Source organism: Streptomyces chrestomyceticus JCM 4735 (genome assembly GCF_003865135.1).
Taxonomy (GTDB): Bacteria; Actinomycetota; Actinomycetes; order Streptomycetales; family Streptomycetaceae; genus Streptomyces; species Streptomyces chrestomyceticus.
On record NZ_BHZC01000001.1, the window covers coordinates 3,258,154 to 3,275,406 of the forward strand.

Annotated in this window: 18 protein-coding genes and 1 pseudogene; 11 read left to right on the forward strand and 8 right to left on the reverse strand. The window is 71.2% G+C overall.

What is annotated here, in order from left to right; genetic code table 11:
* Nucleotides 1-27: 27 nt before the first annotated feature.
* Nucleotides 28-453 carry a VOC family protein gene (locus EJG53_RS13405; RefSeq protein ID WP_125045041.1) on the forward strand — a complete coding sequence of 142 codons (426 nt, stop codon included), beginning with the start codon at nt 28-30 and terminating at the stop codon, nt 451-453.
* Between the two features lie 52 nt (nt 454-505).
* Here the strand turns inward: EJG53_RS13405 and EJG53_RS13410 are convergent, their stop codons facing one another.
* The 3 genes from EJG53_RS13410 to EJG53_RS13420 form a co-directional block, all read right to left on the reverse strand.
* Entirely contained in the window at nt 506-736 is a 231-nt protein-coding gene (locus tag EJG53_RS13410) for a hypothetical protein (protein ID WP_125045042.1), read from the reverse strand.
* A 65-nt stretch (nt 737-801) separates the two neighbouring features.
* Nucleotides 802-1,713, reverse strand: coding sequence for a glutaminase (locus EJG53_RS13415; RefSeq protein WP_125045043.1), 912 nt, complete (start codon nt 1,711-1,713; stop codon nt 802-804).
* Nucleotides 1,714-1,723: 10 nt separating this feature from the next.
* Complete coding sequence (locus EJG53_RS13420; protein ID WP_244955127.1) at nt 1,724-2,509, reverse strand: helix-turn-helix domain-containing protein; 786 nt, start codon at nt 2,507-2,509, stop codon at nt 1,724-1,726.
* 106 nt (nt 2,510-2,615) lie between these two features.
* On the opposite strand from EJG53_RS13420, the gene EJG53_RS13425 reads away from it, so the two are divergent.
* The 3 genes from EJG53_RS13425 (at nt 2,616) to EJG53_RS13435 (ending at nt 4,611) form a co-directional block, all read left to right on the forward strand.
* Nucleotides 2,616-2,849 (forward strand): hypothetical protein, encoded by a 234-nt coding sequence (locus EJG53_RS13425; RefSeq protein ID WP_125045044.1) that lies wholly within the window; start codon nt 2,616-2,618, stop codon nt 2,847-2,849.
* A 165-nt stretch (nt 2,850-3,014) separates the two neighbouring features.
* On the forward strand, nt 3,015-3,608 hold the full coding sequence (locus tag EJG53_RS13430) for a peptidoglycan recognition protein family protein (RefSeq protein WP_125045045.1): 594 nt from the start codon (nt 3,015-3,017) through the stop codon (nt 3,606-3,608).
* 85 nt (nt 3,609-3,693) lie between these two features.
* On the forward strand, nt 3,694-4,611 hold the full coding sequence (locus EJG53_RS13435; RefSeq protein ID WP_125045046.1) for a 1-aminocyclopropane-1-carboxylate deaminase/D-cysteine desulfhydrase: 918 nt from the start codon (nt 3,694-3,696) through the stop codon (nt 4,609-4,611).
* Between the two features lie 69 nt (nt 4,612-4,680).
* On the opposite strand, the gene EJG53_RS13440 is transcribed toward EJG53_RS13435, so the two are convergent.
* Nucleotides 4,681-6,285 (reverse strand): Na+/H+ antiporter, encoded by a 1,605-nt coding sequence (locus EJG53_RS13440; RefSeq protein ID WP_125045047.1) that lies wholly within the window; start codon nt 6,283-6,285, stop codon nt 4,681-4,683.
* A gap of 107 nt (nt 6,286-6,392) precedes the next feature.
* Between EJG53_RS13440 and EJG53_RS13445 the strand changes: the two genes are divergently transcribed.
* The 4 genes from EJG53_RS13445 to EJG53_RS13460 all read left to right on the forward strand — a co-directional run bounded on the left by EJG53_RS13445 (nt 6,393) and on the right by EJG53_RS13460 (nt 9,005).
* Nucleotides 6,393-6,653, forward strand: coding sequence for a UBP-type zinc finger domain-containing protein (locus EJG53_RS13445; protein ID WP_125045048.1), 261 nt, complete (start codon nt 6,393-6,395; stop codon nt 6,651-6,653).
* 195 nt (nt 6,654-6,848) lie between these two features.
* Entirely contained in the window at nt 6,849-7,337 is a 489-nt protein-coding gene (locus EJG53_RS13450; RefSeq protein WP_125045049.1) for a GNAT family N-acetyltransferase, read from the forward strand.
* Between the two features lie 269 nt (nt 7,338-7,606).
* A complete protein-coding gene (locus tag EJG53_RS13455; RefSeq protein WP_003985353.1) occupies nt 7,607-8,020 on the forward strand; it encodes an ATP-binding protein in 414 nt (137 codons plus the stop codon).
* A 43-nt stretch (nt 8,021-8,063) separates the two neighbouring features.
* Nucleotides 8,064-9,005 (forward strand): RNA polymerase sigma factor SigF, encoded by a 942-nt coding sequence (locus tag EJG53_RS13460; RefSeq protein ID WP_031001162.1) that lies wholly within the window; start codon nt 8,064-8,066, stop codon nt 9,003-9,005.
* Nucleotides 9,006-9,296: 291 nt separating this feature from the next.
* Here the strand turns inward: EJG53_RS13460 and EJG53_RS43605 are convergent.
* Nucleotides 9,297-9,695, reverse strand: a pseudogene (locus EJG53_RS43605) (hypothetical protein); the annotation flags it as partial.
* Between the two features lie 316 nt (nt 9,696-10,011).
* Here EJG53_RS43605 and EJG53_RS13470 point away from each other — a divergent pair.
* Together EJG53_RS13470 and EJG53_RS13475 are read left to right on the forward strand one after the other, a co-directional pair.
* The gene (locus tag EJG53_RS13470; RefSeq protein ID WP_125045050.1) at nt 10,012-10,980 is read left to right on the forward strand and encodes a diacylglycerol/lipid kinase family protein; all 969 of its coding nucleotides are present in this window, start codon (nt 10,012-10,014) and stop codon (nt 10,978-10,980) included.
* Nucleotides 10,981-11,301: 321 nt separating this feature from the next.
* Nucleotides 11,302-11,559, forward strand: a complete 258-nt coding sequence (locus EJG53_RS13475) for a WhiB family transcriptional regulator (RefSeq protein WP_003983230.1) — start codon at nt 11,302-11,304, stop codon at nt 11,557-11,559.
* A 496-nt stretch (nt 11,560-12,055) separates the two neighbouring features.
* Here EJG53_RS13475 and EJG53_RS13480 read toward each other — a convergent pair whose 3' ends face one another.
* Nucleotides 12,056-13,525 (reverse strand): sensor histidine kinase, encoded by a 1,470-nt coding sequence (locus EJG53_RS13480; RefSeq protein ID WP_031001160.1) that lies wholly within the window; start codon nt 13,523-13,525, stop codon nt 12,056-12,058.
* Between the two features lie 411 nt (nt 13,526-13,936).
* Entirely contained in the window at nt 13,937-14,590 is a 654-nt protein-coding gene (locus EJG53_RS13490) for a TetR/AcrR family transcriptional regulator (RefSeq protein ID WP_125045051.1), read from the reverse strand.
* Nucleotides 14,591-14,672: 82 nt separating this feature from the next.
* Here EJG53_RS13490 and EJG53_RS13495 point away from each other — a divergent pair, with 82 nt between their 5' ends.
* Nucleotides 14,673-15,428, forward strand: a complete 756-nt coding sequence (locus EJG53_RS13495; RefSeq protein ID WP_125045052.1) for an SDR family oxidoreductase — start codon at nt 14,673-14,675, stop codon at nt 15,426-15,428.
* 271 nt (nt 15,429-15,699) lie between these two features.
* On the opposite strand, the gene EJG53_RS13500 is transcribed toward EJG53_RS13495, so the two are convergent.
* Nucleotides 15,700-16,332, reverse strand: a complete 633-nt coding sequence (locus EJG53_RS13500; protein WP_218041972.1) for a hypothetical protein — start codon at nt 16,330-16,332, stop codon at nt 15,700-15,702.
* Nucleotides 16,333-17,253 lie beyond the last annotated feature (921 nt).

The window sequence follows — 17,253 nt, forward strand, 5'->3', positions numbered from 1 at the left end:
CCACGCGGCGCTCCCTACGCTCCCCGTATGAGCAACGAACCGCACCCCACCCCCGCAACCACGACACCGCGCCTGGCGGCGATCGGCATCGTCGTCGCCGACATGGCGGCCTCGCTCACCTTCTACCGCCGCCTGGGCCTGGCCGTCCCGGCGGAAGCCGACACCGCACCGCACGCCGAGGCGACACTGCCCGGCGGTCTGCGCCTGATGTGGGACACGTACGACGTCGCGCGCTCCATCGATCCCGAGTGGACGCCGCCGGGGCCCGGCACCCCGACGGGCCTGGCCTTCGAGTGCGCGGGCCCGGCCGGGGTCGACAAGGTCTACGCGGAGCTGACCGCCTCCGGGTACACGGGCGAGAAGGAACCGTGGGACGCGCCCTGGGGGCAGCGGTACGCGGTGGTCCAGGACCCGGACGGGCACGGAGTGGACCTGTTCGCGACGCTGGCATAGGCGTACGGATACGGGTACGGGCGCGAGGTCCCCTGGAGGCCCGCCGCCGCGGCTACGGCACCTCGCGCAGGTACAGCGCTCCGCAGGAGTGGCAGAAAGGTTCGGCCGCGGCCGTGCCCCAGGCGTCCGCGGACTGCACCGCCGCATCCGGTCGCAGTTCGCGGCCGCACATCGACCGGGTGTCGTCCAGCCGCACCATGTGCCACAGCTTCACCGGGCCGTCTGCCCCCGACGAACCGGCCTCCGCACCCTCGGCGTACTCGGCGCGCATCTCGTGCTCCATGGCGACGCACCTCCTCGCCCCCACGATGCGCCCGGGGTAGCGCCGCCCGCCACCGGGCGGCCGGCTCAGAACACCGACCAGCCGGTCAGCGACGTGAAGTGGTCCAGCGCCGCCGCGCCCGCGACCGAGTTGCCGCGGCTGTCCAGGCCGGGGCTCCACACGCACAGCGTGCAGCGGCCCGGTACGACCGCGACGATCCCGCCGCCGACCCCGCTCTTGGCGGGCAGCCCCACCCGGTACGCGAACTCCCCGGCCGCGTCGTAGGTGCCGCAGGTCAGCATCACCGCGTTGATCCGCTTGGCCTCGCGGGCCTCCAGCAGACGGCTGCCGTCGGCGCGCAGTCCGTGCCGGGCCAGGAACCCGCCGGCCGCCGCCAGGTCGCGGCAGCTCATCTCGATCGAGCACTGCCAGAAGTAGTGCTCGATGACGCTGGGGACGGGGTTCTCCAGGTTGCCGAAGCTGGCCATGAAGTGGGCGAGCGCCGCGTTGCGGTCGCCGTGCTCCGCCTCGGAGTCCGCCACGGCCTGGTCGAAGGCGAGGTCCGGGTTGCCGCTCTCCTCGCGCAGGAAGTGCAGCATGGTGGTGCTGGCGTCGCCGGTCAGCGTCTGCAGCCGGTCGGTGACGACGAGCGCGCCCGCGTTGATGAAGGGGTTGCGCGGGATGCCGTTCTCCCACTCCAGTTGCACCAGCGAATTGAACGGGGTCCCCGACGGCTCGCGGCCGACCCGCTTCCAGATGTCCTCGCTGTCGTTGGCCATGACCAGCGCCAGCGAGAAGGTCTTCGATATGGACTGGACGGAGAACGGGACCTCCCAGTCCCCCACCCCGTACACCTCGCCGTTGATGTCGGCCAGCGCTATGCCGAAACGGTCCGTCGGCACCTTCTCCAGCGCGGGTATGTAATCGGCAACCTGCCCATGTCCGACATACGACCTCGCATAGGCCGCTACCTCCTCAAGAACGGCCTGGTAGTCCATGACGGACAAGCTACCTCGGCGGCACGATCACCCCCAGCGGGGCCCCCGCCAGCGCTTTCACCTCACGCGCCAGGTGCGCCTGGTCCGCGTACCCGGCCCGGACCGCCACCTCCGCGTACGGCATCCCGCCGCGGGCCAGCTCCAGCGCGTGCACGAGGCGCAGCACCCTGCCGAGCATCTTGGGACCGTACCCGAACGCCTCCAGACACCGGCGGTGCAGTTGCCGCTCACCGACACCCACGTCCCGGGCGACCTCCGCCACGGACCGGCCGCGGCCGAGCGCCGCGGCGATCGCGTGCCGCGCGGGGTCGGCCGGGCCGGCGGCCTCCCGGAGGCGGTGTACGGCGATCTCCTCCAGCACCCGTCCGGGTGAATCGGTCCCGGCCACCGTTCCGGTCAGCCGGTCCACCAGGTCGCGGGGCCACAGCTCCTCCAGCGGCACCCGCTGGTCACGCAGCACATGCGCCGGCACGCCGAAGACGGCGGGCCCCTGGCCGGGGGCGAAGCGCAGTCCGACGGAGATCTCGCCCGGCCGCGCGGCGGGGGTGTACGCGCCGGTGTCCGGCCCGGCCACGGTCAGCCGGCCGCCCCACCAGAGCAGATCCGTGCAGCCGTCGGGCAGCACCCGCTGCGGGACCGGCGCCGGGCCGCCGGGTGACCGCTTCGTCCAGACGACCGCTCCACGCAGCCGCGCGGCCCGCTCCCGGTACCCACCGGGGTCCGCGACCGCACCCTGGTCCGCGCCCTGGACCGGGCCCGCTTGCTCCTCCGTGGCCCGTTCCGTGCCCCTGTTCACCTCCCCAGGGTGGCACGGGAACGCGGGTAACGTCCGGACCGTTGATCCGGTACGGCGCCGCCACGGCAGCGGGGCCGTCCGCCCCCCAACCTCACCGGAGGCAGCAATGGCAGGCTTTCTCGACCGCGCCAAGGAGCAGGCACAGAGCGCGCTGAACCAGGGCAAGCAGAAGGTCGACGAGGTCCAGCAGCAGCGGGCCGGCAACGACCTGCTGAAGAAGCTGGGCGCGGCCTACTACGCGGAGCGTCGCGGCAACGGCTCCGCCGACGCCACCCAGGAGGCGCTGAGCGCGCTGGAGGCCCACGTCGCCACGCACGGTGACGGCTTCCTGCGCGGCTGAAAAGGGGCGCTTCCCGCGGCCGAAAGCGGTGGAAAGCGGCTGAAACCGCTCGCTCATCCGCTCGTACACGCGACGAACGGCTGGTCTGTGACCTGACGTTCCAGTACAAGCGTTTTATGAGGCGGTGCGCGGTCGGCGGCCGCCGCGCACCGAACGGAGTCGGCCATGGCCCCACCCATGTCCGCGAACACCTTCATCAAGGCCCTCAGAGACGAGGGTCTGGACGTCGTCGAGGTCGGCGAGTGGCGCACGCACAACCGCGAGGGCCACGGTGACTGGGGCCCGGTGCACGGTGTGGTGATCCACCACACCGTCACGTCCGGGACCGAGAGCACGGTGCGCCTCTGTTACGACGGCACCTCGGCGCTGCCGGGCCCGCTGTGCCACGGCGTGATCACCAAGGACGGCCGGGTGCACCTGGTCGGCTGCGGGCGCACCAACCACGCGGGCAGCGGCGACCGCGACGTCCTGAACGCCGTGATCGCCGAGCGGAAGCAACTGCCCCCCACCAACCAGTACAACGTCGACGGCAACGTCCACTTCTACGGTTTCGAGTGCGAGAACCTGGGCGACGGCAAGGACCCGTGGCCCGAGGCCCAACTGGAGGCCATCGAGAAGGCCGCGGCGGCGCTGTGCCGGGTCCACGGCTGGAACGAGTACTCGGTCATCGGCCACCTGGAATGGCGCGCGGACAAAATAGACCCCAAGGGTTTCACGATGAAGGACATGCGCGCCCGCATCGGCGCCCGCCTCAAGTAGCACCCGAGGCACCCGTAAGACCCGTAGCCCCCGTAGGGCCCGCCGTCGGGTGAAGCAGCGCCCGCCGGCGCGCGACAATGGCCGGGTGACCTCCGCCGTCCCCGACCTCGCCGCACTGCGGCCGCGTCTGCCGTCCCCCCTCCAGCACGTCGAGGACGGACGGTTCGCGCGCCGCGGTGTGCGGCTGCTGCTCAAACGGGACGACCTGATCCACCCCGACCTGCCCGGCAACAAGTGGCGCAAGCTGGAGCTGAACCTGCGGGCCGCGGCCGAGGCCGGCGAGCACACGCTGCTCACGTTCGGCGGCGCGTACTCCAACCACCTGCGCGCCACCGCCGCGGCCGGCCGCCTCCTGGGGTTCGCGACGATCGGCGTCATACGCGGCGCGGAACTGGCGGACAAGCCGCTGAACCCGTCCCTGGCACGCTGCGCCGCCGACGGCATGCGCCTGCACTTCGTCGACCGCGCCGCCTACCGCCGCAAGGCCGAGCCGGAGACCGCCGCCGCGCTCCGGGAACGTTTCGGCCCGCACTACGCCGTACCGGAAGGGGGCAGCAACGCCCTCGCCGTCCAGGGCTGCACGGCCCTGGGCCGGGAACTGCACGGCGCGTCGGACATCGTCGCCGTCGCCTGCGGCACCGGCGGCACACTGGCGGGCCTGGCCGCCGGCCTGGCGCCGGACCAGCGGGCCCTCGGCATACCCGTCCTCAAGGGCGGCACACCGCACTTCCTCGCCGCGGAGACCGAACGCCTCCAGTACGCGGCCTTCGGCGGCCGGCGCGGCACCTGGGACCTGGACGACCGCTTCCACTGCGGCGGATACGCCCGCCGCACCCCCGAACTGGACGCCTTCGCCGCCGACTTCGAGGACCGGCACGGCATACCCCTGGAACGCCTCTACGTCGCCAAACTCCTCCTGGGCCTGACGACCCTGGTCCAGGAGGGCGCCTTCCCGCCCGGCAGCACCGTCACGGCGGTCGTGACAGGGGCCCCGGCCACGTGACCCGCAGCCCTCAAGCCGCAGCCCGTACGCCGTGCCCCGTCCCCTGTGCCCCGTAAGGCGACGCGCTCCCTAGTCGGCCCCTTCCCGGTACGCCGCGGCCTCCTCCAGGTCCAGCCGCTTCAGCAGCACGCTCATCATCTCGTCGTCGATCCGCCGCTCGTCCCGCAGCCGTACGAACACCCTGCGCTCCGCGTCGATCATCTCCCGCGCCAGCCGCCGGTACGTGTCGTCCGCCGACTCCCCCGTGACCTCGTGGACCGTGCCCAGCCGCTCCCACACCGCGTTGCGCCGCCGTTCCATGACCGTGCGCAGCCGGTCGGCCAGCGGCCCCGGCAGCGCGTTGCGCTCGTCCTCCAGCAGTTCGGCCAGCCGCTGCTCCGCGGCCCGTGACGCCTCGTTCTGCGCCTGCGCCTCGGCGAGCGTCTCGCCCTGTACGTCGCGCGGGGGCAGCCGCAGCGCGCGGATCAGGGGCGGCAGCGTCAGCCCCTGGACGGCGAGGGTGCCGATGACGGTCGTGAAGGTCAGGAAGAGCACCAGGTTGCGCGCCGGGAACCCGTCGCCGGAGTCCTGGACGGTCACCGGGATCGAGAAGGCGATCGCCAGCGACACCACGCCGCGCATCCCGGCCCACCCGACGATCACCGGCGCCTTCCAGGTCGTACCGGGTTCGCGGGTGCGGATGCGTTCGGAGAGCAGGCGCGGCAGGAACGTCGCGGGGAAGACCCAGACGAAGCGCGTGAGCACCACCACCACGAAGACCACGAGGGCGTACCAGGCGGCCTCGGCGCCGCTGAACTCGCCGAGCCCGCGCAGTACGACCGGCAGTTGCAGACCGATCAGCGCGAACACCGACGACTCCAGCACGAAGGAGACCATCTTCCACACGGCCTCCTCCTGGAGCCGCGTCTCGAAGTCGACCTGCCAGGAGCGGTGCCCGAGGTAGAGCGCGACCACGACGACCGCCAGCACACCGGACGCCCCGAATTCCTCGGCCACCTGGTACGCCACGAACGGGATGAGCAGCGACAGGGTGTTCTCCAGCAGCGGCGCGTCCCGCAGCCGGCAGCGCAGCCAGTGCAGCGGAATCATCAGCACCACCCCGACGCCGATGCCGCCGAGCGCCGCGACCGCGAACTCGCGGATGCCGTCGGTCCAGGTCGCGCCCACCCCCGCGGCGGCGGCCACCGCCACCTTGTACGCGGTGATCGCGGTGGCGTCGTTGACCAGCGACTCGCCCTGGAGGATGGTCGTGATCCGGTTCGGCAGGCGCAGTCTGCGGGCGATGGCGGTGGCGGCCACCGCGTCCGGCGGCGCGATCACCGCACCGAGGACGAGCGCCGACGCCAGCGGCAGGTCCGGGACGACGAGGTAGGCGACGTACCCGACGGCGACCGTCGCGAAGAGCACGTAGCCGACCGACAGCAGCGCCACCGGCCGCAGGTTGGCCCGCAGGTCCAGGTAGGAGCTCTCCAGCGCCGCGGTGTGCAGCAGCGGGGGCAGCAGGAGCGGCAGCACGATGTGCGGATCGAGCGTGTAGTCCGGTACGCCCGGGATGTAGGCCGCCGCCAGGCCGGTGGCGACGAGCAGCAGTGGCGCCGGTACGGGTGTGCGCCGGGCGGCCCCGGCGACCGCCGCGCTCCCCGCGACCAGCAGCAGTAGTGGCATCACGTCCATCGGTCCCGACCGTCCTGTCCTGTTCCACCGTGGCCGGCCCGTGCCGCCCCCGGTCGCCGTCGCGGCCGCCTGTGCCACGCCCGCTCGGGCGATCTAACCTGGCAATCATGAGCGAGTGCCCGCATGTTCCCGATCTGCCGCGCCCCGAGCCCGCCGCGCTGAGCGCCACCTGCCCCGAGTGCGAGGCGGTCGGCAGCCACCCCGTACAACTGCGGCTGTGTCTGGTGTGCGGCCATGTCGGCTGCTGCGACTCCTCGCCGTTCCGGCACGCGACGGCGCACTTCGCGGCGACCGGCCACGCGGTGATGCGCTCGTACGAGCCGGGTGAGAGCTGGCGGTGGTGTTTCGTCGACGAGACCGTCGTCTGAGCCGGCGCGGCGACCACCGACCGAGCCGCGACCGAGACCGTAGACCGGACCGACCGTCCGTGAGAGCCGACGGGCCCCCGTCCGCGCGGCCACCGTGCCGCCTTCCGTCCCCTTTGGGCGCCTTGCACAGGCCCGGTCCGCCGGGATCACCGCACCCCGGGGCCGGATGTCAGAGCCGCCCGCTAGCCTTCAGGCATGATCCGCACCGCGACGGTCGACGACGTACCCGTCATCCACACGATGATCCGCGAGCTGGCCGAGTACGAGCGGGCCCGGGAGTCCGCGAAAGCCACCGAGGCTCAGTTGCGCGAGGCGCTCTTCGGCGCACATCCGGCGGCGTTCGTGCTCATAGCCGAGGACGCCGAGGGCCCGGTCGGCTTCGCCCTGTGGTTCAGGAACTTCTCGACGTGGACGGGCACGCACGGTGTCTATCTGGAGGATCTCTACGTCCGTCCGGAGGCGCGCGGCGGCGGCCACGGCAAGGCGCTCCTCACGGCGCTCGCGGAGATCTGCACGGAGCGCGGCTACGAGCGTTTCGAGTGGTCAGTCCTGGATTGGAACGAACCGTCCATCGGTTTTTACCGGTCGATCGGCGCCGAACCCATGGACGGATGGACCGTCTTCCGGCTCACTGGAGATGCGCTGCACAACCTTGCGGGCGTCTCGAACGTCAACGCAGCGTAACTGGTTCCGATTTGGCGGTGCAGACCCCTAGCCACTGTCCGTACCCGTAGGCTTACAATGAGTGACAGTCGTAGGACTGCGGGACGCTGTGAGTCCAGCCGTCGTACCGGAAGCCGGCGCTGCCTCTTCCGGGCGACATCGCCCCGCAGATCGCGATAGCGTCGCAGGCGAACCATGTGCCGCGCCGGATCGTTCTCCTCTTGTCACGAGAGGGGCCGCGACCGGCGCGAATATCAGCTCAACCAGCTTGTGTCACCTTGGAGGTGAGGGTGTCCCAGATCGCAGGCGAGCCCGGGACCCAGGACTTCGTGGAAGTCCGGCTGCCCGCTGCGGGTGCCTACCTGTCGGTGCTGCGTACGGCCACGGCCGGACTCGCAGCCCGCTTGGACTTCACCCTCGACGAGATCGAGGATCTGCGGATCGCCGTGGACGAGGCGTGCGCGATTCTTCTGCAACAGGCCGTGCCGGGCTCCGTACTGAGCTGCGTCTTCCGCCTGATCGACGACGCGCTGCAGGTGACCGTCTCGGCCCCGACGACCGACGGCCGCGCCCCCGAGCGCGACACCTTCGCCTGGACGGTGCTCTCCGCGCTGGCCGGCAAGGTCGACTCCACCGTCGCGGAGGACCGTACGGTCACCATCAGCCTGTACAAGGAGCGCGGCGCCGGTCCCGGACCGTCATGACCGAACAGGGGGCCCCGTGAAGGATCTTGAAAGCGGCACGCGGATGGCGCCCGTCACGGCCATCCCCGAGCAGCATCATGCCCGGCCGCAACCGGTGGGCGCGGATGACCACGGCGGCCGTTTGGACGCGGCGGAGCAGGCAGAGCGGGCGGACCACATGGACCAGAGCGAGAACAAGCGGAACGAGCGCGATCCGCACACCCCGCACCACCCCCATGACCCTCACGACCCCCATGACCGCAGCGGCGCGCGGGCGATGTTCTACGAGCTCCGCAAGCTGCCCGACGGATCGGCGGAGCGCGCCGAGCTGCGCAACACGCTCGTGCGGATGCATCTGCCGCTCGTCGAGCACCTGGCCCGGCGCTTCCGCAACCGCGGCGAGCCGCTGGACGACCTGACCCAGGTCGCCACCATCGGCCTGATCAAGTCCGTGGACCGCTTCGACCCCGACCGCGGCGTGGAGTTCTCCACATACGCCACGCCCACGGTCGTCGGCGAGATCAAGCGGCACTTCCGCGACAAGGGCTGGGCGGTCCGGGTGCCCCGCCGCCTCCAGGAGCTGCGGCTGTCGCTGACCACCGCGACCGCCGAGCTGTCGCAGCGGCACGGCCGCTCCCCCACGGTCCACGAGCTGGCCGAGCACCTGGCGATCTCCGAGGAGGAGGTCCTGGAGGGCCTGGAGTCGGCCAACGCGTACAGCACCCTGTCCCTGGACGTGCCGGACACCGACGACGAGTCGCCGGCCGTCGCCGACACCCTGGGCGCCGAGGACGAGGCGCTGGAGGGCGTCGAGTACCGCGAGTCGCTCAAGCCGCTGCTGGAGGACCTGCCGCCGCGGGAGAAGAAGATCCTGCTGCTGCGCTTCTTCGGCAACATGACCCAGTCGCAGATCGCCCAGGAGGTCGGCATCTCCCAGATGCACGTCTCCCGCCTGCTGGCCCGCACCCTGGCCCAGCTCCGCGACAAGCTCCTGGTGGAGGAGTAGCCCGACTGCCACGGAAGCTTCCGTACCTGCACCCGTACCACCGCCACCGCCCCGGCCTCGATGCCCGAGCCCGGGGCGTCGTGCGTGGGGCGTCCGTCGTAGGGCGGGGCGGGCGTCGTACGCCGTACGGCGCGCGGGGCCTCGTACGGGCCGCGCGCAGCCCAGAAGCAGGCCCGCACCTTACGCCCCCGAGCGTCCGGGCAGGAGTCGCCTTCCGGCCACCCACAGCCGTCCTGGGCCGCACCCTGGGCGCACGCTCCGGCCGGCCACAAGAGGCCGGGCCTCGGCCCCTCACTCCTTGGGAGTGATCCCCAGCGCCTCGGTGGCCGTCGGATTCACCAGCAGCCCGAGGACGGCGATCGCGACCACCGCCAAGCCCACACCGGCCGCGATCAGCGCGCCGCCGCCGTTGATCAGCGTCCAGGCCACCGGGAACGCCACGATCTGGGTGATCAGCGACGGCCCGCGGCTCCAGCGGCGCCGCAGCCACAGTCCGCGCGCCGCGACCAGCGGCAGCACCGCCAGCGCGATCACGGTCAGGCCGCCCGTCTCCGCCTGGCGGGGACTGTCGGGCGAGCCGGTCAGCCCGTCGATGAGCATGTAGACGCCGAGGGCGGCCAGTGCCACTCCTTCGACGGCGGTGAGCACCGCGGCGGCGCTGAGCCGGGCCGGCCGCGGCCCGCTCGGTCCGGCGGAAGCGGCCTTGGCGTCCGGCCGCTGCTGGGCCGCCTTGCCGCCCTTCCCGCTCTTTCCGCCCTTCCCGCTCTTTCCGGGCTTCTCGGCCGTCCCGGACTTTCCGCCCGAACCGGCCTTCGCGCCCCCGGCCTGCGCGTTCTCCCGGTCCGGCTTGCTGCCCCGCGTCGCCTCGGCCGGCCGGGAGGGCTTGGCCGCCTTGGCCGCGGGCCGTTTCTGCTTACTGCTCACCCCAGCAGGGTAGCCCCGGGGCCTCCTCCGCACGGCGGGCAGGGAGTGAGTCGGGTACCGGCAGGTAGGTACCCTGCTGCACATGCGCGCACTTCTCGTGGTCAATCCCGCAGCTACCACCACCAGTGCGCGTACGCGTGAAGTCCTCACCCACGCGCTGGCCAGCGACCTGAAGCTGGAGGTCGCCGAGACCCGCTACCGCGGACACGCCCGGGACCTGGCCCGGCAGGCGGCCGAGGGCGGTCAGATCGAGCTGGTCGTCGCGCTCGGCGGTGACGGCACGGTGAACGAGGTCGTCAACGGTCTGCTGACACACGGCCCCGACCCCGAGTCCCTCCCGCGCCTGGCCGTCGTCCCCGGCGGCTCCACCAATGTCTTCGCCCGGGCCCTCGGCCTGCCCAACGACGTGGTCGAGGCGACCGGTGCCCTCCTGGACGCGCTGCGTGACGGCAGCGAACGCACGGTCGGTCTCGGCCTGGCCGCCGGCACGCCCGGCACGGAGGACGAGGGCGTACCGGCCCGCTGGTTCACGTTCTGCGCGGGCTTCGGCTTCGACGCGGGCGTGGTCGGCCGGGTCGAACAGCAGCGGGAGCGGGGCAAGCGTTCGACGCACTCGCTCTACATGCGGCAGGTGCTGCGCCAGTACGTCGGCGAGTCGAACCGCCGGCACGGCACGATCACGCTGGAGCGCCCGAACGAGGACCCGGTGGAGCAACTCGTCATGTCGATAATCTGCAACACCGCCCCCTGGACCTACCTGGGCAATCGCCCGGTCTACCCGGCCCCGGCGGCCTCCTTCGACACGGCGCTCGACGTGTTCGCCCTGTCCAAACTGTCCGCATCTGCGGTGACCCGCTACGCGACCCAGCTCCTGGCGTCAACACCGGAGCGCGGACCCCGGGGCAAGCATGTGGTCTCGCTCCATGACTTGACGGACTTCACCTTGCATTCGCAGGCACCGCTGCCCTTTCAGATGGACGGTGACCACCTGGGGCTCCGTACGAGCGTGACGTTCACAGGCGTTCGCCGTGCACTGCGTGTGATTGTGTGAGCAGTAGGGCCTAAAGTCCTTTCAGTCGAACGTTTAGGCTGACTTCCACCCCCTAGAAGTACGGCTGTGACCTAGGCGACACCAAGGAATCAAAAAAAAGTTTCCGGAAGGGGTTGTATCCGCCGCCGAGGTTTGCGAGTCTCTTCATGGCGATCGGGACGGCCGTTTCTACCGGCCCCCTTGAGAGCCCGAATCCTCCTCCTCATTCTTCAGGACCGCACCAGTTCTCAACTGGGGTTCGGCCCTTCCCTTGTGGAGGGATTCGTGAAAGCGTTCACATTCACAAGCAACGATCCCGTCACACGAGGAGATGGAGCAGCCATGGACTGGCGTCACCGCGCCGTTTGCCGCGAGGAAGACCCCGAGCTCTTCTTCCCCATCGGCAACACCGGTCCTGCGCTGCTGCAGATCGAGGAAGCCAAGGCCGTCTGCCGCCGCTGCCCCGTCATGGAGCAGTGCCTGCAGTGGGCGCTTGAGTCCGGCCAGGACTCCGGCGTCTGGGGTGGTCTCAGCGAGGACGAGCGCCGCGCCATGAAGCGCCGTGCAGCTCGCAACCGGGCGCGCAACGCCAGCGCCTGACCGCCAGACGCCCCGTGGCCCCCGAGCCGCAGCGCGCAGTACCCCCGATGCTCCCCCAGCGCCCCGAGCGCCTGGGAGCTCCCCACGCAACGTGAGCTTTGAGCCCCGGACCGGATGGGTCCGGGGCTTACTGCTGTCCGGACCCGCTGCGGCCGACGCCTCACCACCGGCCGGCCACCTCGGACTCCCCCGGCGCGCCCCGCGCCCTCGTCGTCACCCCAGTCTCCGTCCGCGCCCCCATCGCGCCTCCGCACGCCCCGCCCCACCTCCGTCCGCGCCTCCAGAAAGGTCTGGACCTTCATCTCCCGGGCGACTCTGGAGACTTACCCCTCCCAGTCGTTGTCCATTCACCGCCCTCGCCGTCACTCTTCCGTTACCTCGTTCTGCTGTACGGCCATTCGGGGAACGGGGGGCACACCTGGCGCCCCGCGCGGATATTTCTCCGGATTTCCCGAATTCCACACTCCTGCCGCTCATTTGATGGGCGGCTCCTTCATCAGTGCTTCTCGGCGCGTACGGGAATGTCGAGAATCACCTGGGTGCCCCGTTCGGTCCCCGGTACCATGTCGAACTTTCCGCCCAACTCGCCCTCCACGAGCGTGCGTACGATCTGCAGCCCGAGGTTCCCGGCCCGGTGCGGGTCGAACCCGTCCGGCAGACCGCGACCGTTGTCCTGGACCGTGACCAGCAGGCGGGGTTCCGTACGGCTGCCGCCGCGGACCGCGCCCACCTCGACGGACCCCTGGTCACCCGGCACAAAGGCGTGTTCGAGGGCGTTCTGCAGGACCTCCGTGAGGACCATGGAGAGCGGGGTGGCGACCTCGGCGTCGAGTATGCCGAAGCGGCCCGTACGGCGGGTGGTCACGGCGCCCGGCGCGATCTCGGCGACCATGGCCAGCACCCGGTCGGCGATCTCGTCGAACTCGACGCGCTCGTCCAGGTTCTGGGACAGCGTCTCGTGCACGATCGCGATCGAACCGACCCTGCGTACGGCCTCGTTGAGCGCCTCGCGCCCCTGTTCGGAGTCCATCCGGCGGGACTGGAGGCGCAGCAGGGCGGCGACGGTCTGCAGGTTGTTCTTCACCCGGTGGTGGATCTCCCGGATGGTGGCGTCCTTGGTGATCAGTTCCCGTTCGCGGCGCCGGAGTTCGGTGACGTCGCGCAGCAGCACCAGCGAACCGATGTGCGTGCCCTTGGGTTTGAGCGGGATGGCGCGCAGTTGGATCACCCCGTCCTCGCCCTCCACCTCGAACTCCCGGGGCGCCCAGCCGCTGGCCAGCTTGACCAGCGCCTCGTCGACGGGGCCGCGCGCGGGTGCCAGCTCGGCGGTGGCCCGGCCGAGGTGGTGTCCCACGAGGTCGGCGGCGAGGCCGAGGCGGTGGTAGGCGGAGAGCGCGTTCGGGCTGGCGTACTGGACGACGCCGTCCGCGTCCAGCCGGATCAGCCCGTCGCCGGCCCGCGGCGAGGCGTCCATGTCGACCTGCTGGCCGGGGAAGGGAAAGGATCCTGCAGCGATCATCTGGGCGAGGTCCGAGGCGCTCTGGAGGTAGGTGAGCTCCAGCCGGCTCGGCGTCCGTACCGTCAGCAGGTTCGTGTTCCGCGCGATCACCCCCAGCACCCGGCCCTCGCGGCGCACCGGGATCGACTCGACGCGTACCGGTACCTCCTCGCGCCACTCGGGGTCGCCCTCCCGTACGATCCGTCCCTCGTCCAGGGCGGAATCGAGCATCGGGCGGCGGCCCCGCGGCACGAGGTGGCCGACCATGTCGTCCTGGTAGGAGGTGGGGCCCGTGTTGGGCCGCATCTGGGCGACGGAGACGTACCGTGTGCCGTCGAGGGTGGGCACCCACAGCACCAGGTCGGCGAAGGACAGGTCGGAGAGCAACTGCCACTCCGAGACCAGCAGGTGCAGCCACTCCAGGTCGGAGTCGCTGAGGGCGGTGTGCTGGCGTACGAGATCGTTCATGGAGGGCACGCCTTGGAGCCTACCGGCGTACGGTGTAGGTGTTGTCCTTGCAAGGCCATGGACAGATCTGAATGGTCTAGTCCACAATGAGTCGGTACCGCACCCCGCGAGGGGCGGCCCCCGGGCCCGCGGTACCGGCACGAAGACTTCGCGAACCTCCACAAACCTCCGCTCTCCCCGCACAGGAGAGTGGAAAGAGGCCCGAGCGCTCTCTGCCCTGACTGCGCGACGGCCTCCGGTCGACCGGCCTCTGGGCAGGCGGATGTTCCTACCGCACGTGGGACGCCTCCTGCCGCCGGGCCGGCCGATGAAGCTCCGGGCTGCGGTGCCGGACAGGTTGAGGGTCCTGTCCCGGCGCCGCGGCCTGCGGGTGTCCTCGGCCCCGCCGAGCCCCCGCCCCTCTTTCTCCCGCTACTCTTCCCGCGCCGAGCCGCCCTCCCCTCCCCCATCGCTCCGCCCGGCGGGCCAGGCGGCCATCGCGAGTTCGGCGACCCGCTCCAGAGTCGTACGGTCCGCACCGTCCCGCGCCTGCTGCGACATGCCCTGGAGCACGGTCGCGCCGTAGGTCGCGAGCGCGTGCGCGTCAGTACCGCCGGGCAGCTCACCGCTCCGGATGTCGTCCCGGATCCGCCCTTCGAGCAGCTCCACGGTCTGGGCGCGGCGTTCCTGAAGGCTGCGCACCACTTCTTCGGACTGCACCGTGCAGTTGGTGGCGGCCGTGATGATCATGCAGCCGCGCGGATAGCCCGGAAGGGTATGGAAGGCCGCCGCCTCGCGCAGCATCCGCGCCACGGCCCGGCGCGCCGTCGGCTCCTCGGCGAGGGCACGGCCGGAGAAGGCGCCGATGTCCCGGACGTACGCCTCGACCGCCTCCTCGAAGAGCGTCCGCTTGTCGCCGAACGCCGCGTACAGGCTCGGCGCCTTGATCCCCATGGTCTCGGTGAGGTCGGCGATCGAGACGGCTTCGTAGCCGTGTTCCCAGAAGGCCCGCATCGCCTTCTCCAGGGCCGTCTCGCGGTCGAAGGACCGGGGCCGCCCGCGCTGTGCACGCTGTTTCGTCGCCATCCCCCAATTCTATAGCGCTCGCTACGGAAACCCTGCTACGGTCTTTCTGTAGCAACCGATACAGAAAAAGGGGGGCGCAGCCATGGGCGTGCTCACAGGCAAGACGGCGCTGGTCACGGGCGGCAGCAGGGGCATCGGCCGGGCGATCGCCGAGCGGCTGGGGCGGGACGGCGCGCTGGTCGCGGTGCACTACGGACGCGACGAAACAGCGGCGAAGGAAACGGTCACGGCGATCGAGGAAGCAGGCGGCCAGGCATTTCCCCTCCAGGCCGAACTGGGCGTGCCGGGCGACGCGGCGGCGCTGTGGTCCGCGTTCGACGCGCAGACGGACGGCTTGGACATCCTGGTCAACAACGCCGGCATCGTCGGCCGACGCGACCGGCTGCCGGGCGTCACGGAAGAGGACTTCGACCGCATCTTCGCGGTCAACACGAAGGCCCCGTTCTTCGTCACCAAGCTGGGTCTGGAACGGCTGCGTGACGGCGGCCGCGTCATCAACATCTCGACCGTCCTCACCCGCGGCGCCGCCAGCCCCGATCTGATCGCCTACTCGATGACCAAGGGCGCACTCGACGTCTTCACCTCGACCCTCGCCAAGGACCTGGGCCCCCGAGGCATCACGGTCAACGCGGTCGCCCCGGGCGTGGTCGACACCGACATGAACGCGGGCTGGCTGCGCAACGATCCCGAAGCCTGGCGGACATCCGCGGAGATATCCCCCCTGGGCCGGGTGGGCGAGCCCCGCGACATCGGCGACATCGTCGCCTTCCTCGCCTCGGACGACAGCCGCTGGGTCACTGGTCAGTGGGTCGACGCTACGGGGGTTGCGCTGCTCTGAGGTAGTGGGGCGGGCGGGGGTCCGGGGGCATCGGCGGTGGCTGGGTGGGAGGGATGAACGCGGCGGGGGCGAGGGCGAGGACGTCGACCGAGGTGCGGTCTTCAAGCACCGGGTGACCGGGAGTTGTCTCCGTACACGTAGAAGCGCCCAGGCAAGTACACCCGAACCTGGTCACCGCAGTACACGCTCACCCCGTCACACGCTCACCGCGTCGCACGCCACGGCAACCCAGGCCCCTGCCCTTGGGGCCGACGAAGCCAGGCCCTCCGTCCTACGGCTGCGGCGGCATGGCCGGCGCGGGGAGGTCGAGGACGCGGGCGAGGGCGGCAGTGACGGGAGCACAGTGACCGGGCAGCTCCCTGGAGGCCCAGTCGGCTGTCAGCGCCAGGAAGTCGGCCAGGTCGCGCTCAGCACCGGCCAGCAGGCTGCGGAGCGCGGTGACGGACAGCTCGATCACCGGACTGTCGCTCCGGTCGGCGTTGACGGTGAGCCGGACGGTCTCACCGAAGCGCTCCGCAACCGGTGACACGGGCTCGTGGCCGAACCCCAGCAGACTGCCGCCGTCGACGAACTGGTGCCAGTCACGCCAGTCCTCCAGTCCATCGCAGCAACCAGGAAGGAAGGTGACGCCCGTGGAGTTTTCGGTGAGGCGCAGGCCGCCGGGTGCGAAGAGGCTGTCGAAGGTCAGCAGTCCGTGAAGGAAGGAGTCGAGCGTGTCGGCCGGACGAGGCGGGCGGTCGCCGTCGGGGGTGACGCCGTTGCAGCCGGCAATGCGCATCACCGCCGTCCCGACCTCAGCGGGTGAGAGCTCACCGCTGAGAGGCAGGAAGCCGAACGACCCGACCTCCGCGACAGGCCAGAGGCCGAAGCCGTCAGGCGCGCATATCTCCAGGACGGGATGCATGACGATCACCCGGCGAATTGTGCCGCACCCCCTTCCCGTACCGCCTCCCTGATACGCCGATCACACCGAGCACCCTCATCTCGACCCAAGGAGCTGAACGCCTTCGTTTGTACCGTCCTGAGCAGATACGGATGCACGCTGACAGGAGTTAGATGCCGGACGTCGGCAGCCCGACATCGGAGGGCGGGCTTCGGGGCGATCCGGGCGGTGACCGGGGCGGCCCAGCCCACGACGCCGGATCTACAGCCCCTCCCCTCCAGCACGGGGTGAGCATGGACTGTCGCTTCGCTGGCCTGGCCTGGCAGGTCAGCGGGCGGGCCTGCTCGGCGGCCAGCAGATGGATCGGGGGATGGATTCGAGGGCCAGTCCGCTCCGCGAGCGTTCCAAGCCTCGCTCCCGCCGGGCACGGTCACCACGCAGCGATCGGGAGCCGATGCTCACCGGCCAGTCCCGCTGAAGGGTGCTCGGCCAGGGCGCAGACGGGGACAGTGGCGTCGGCGTCGATCTGCGGATCTGCGGCTCGGGCAGGGTCTCCGGCCAGGTGCCATCCACCGACCAGCGACGGTGCCACTGGTAGACGGTCTGTCCGGGACCGGACGGCTCGGGCTGGTCCGGTTGCGACACCTCGGTACGGGAGCGGGACAGCACCTCGTCGGCCACCGGGCGGCGATCAGCTCACCGCCCGCCCCCGGCAGGCCGTTGGCCCGGCAGCAGTGGCCTGGCTACTCGCCACTGTGCATCGATAAGTGCTGTCGTCGCACCGTGCCGGGTGCCAGGGGTCGGCAACCGGCGGTCGGTCGCCCGGGCTCCGGGGCCTGAGGGCCGGGGCGTCAGCCAGTGGTCAGCCACCCGGGGGCCGGAACCGGCAGCCAGCAGTCGGCCGCCCGGAGCCGGGCCTGAGGGCCGGAGCCCGAGGGTGAA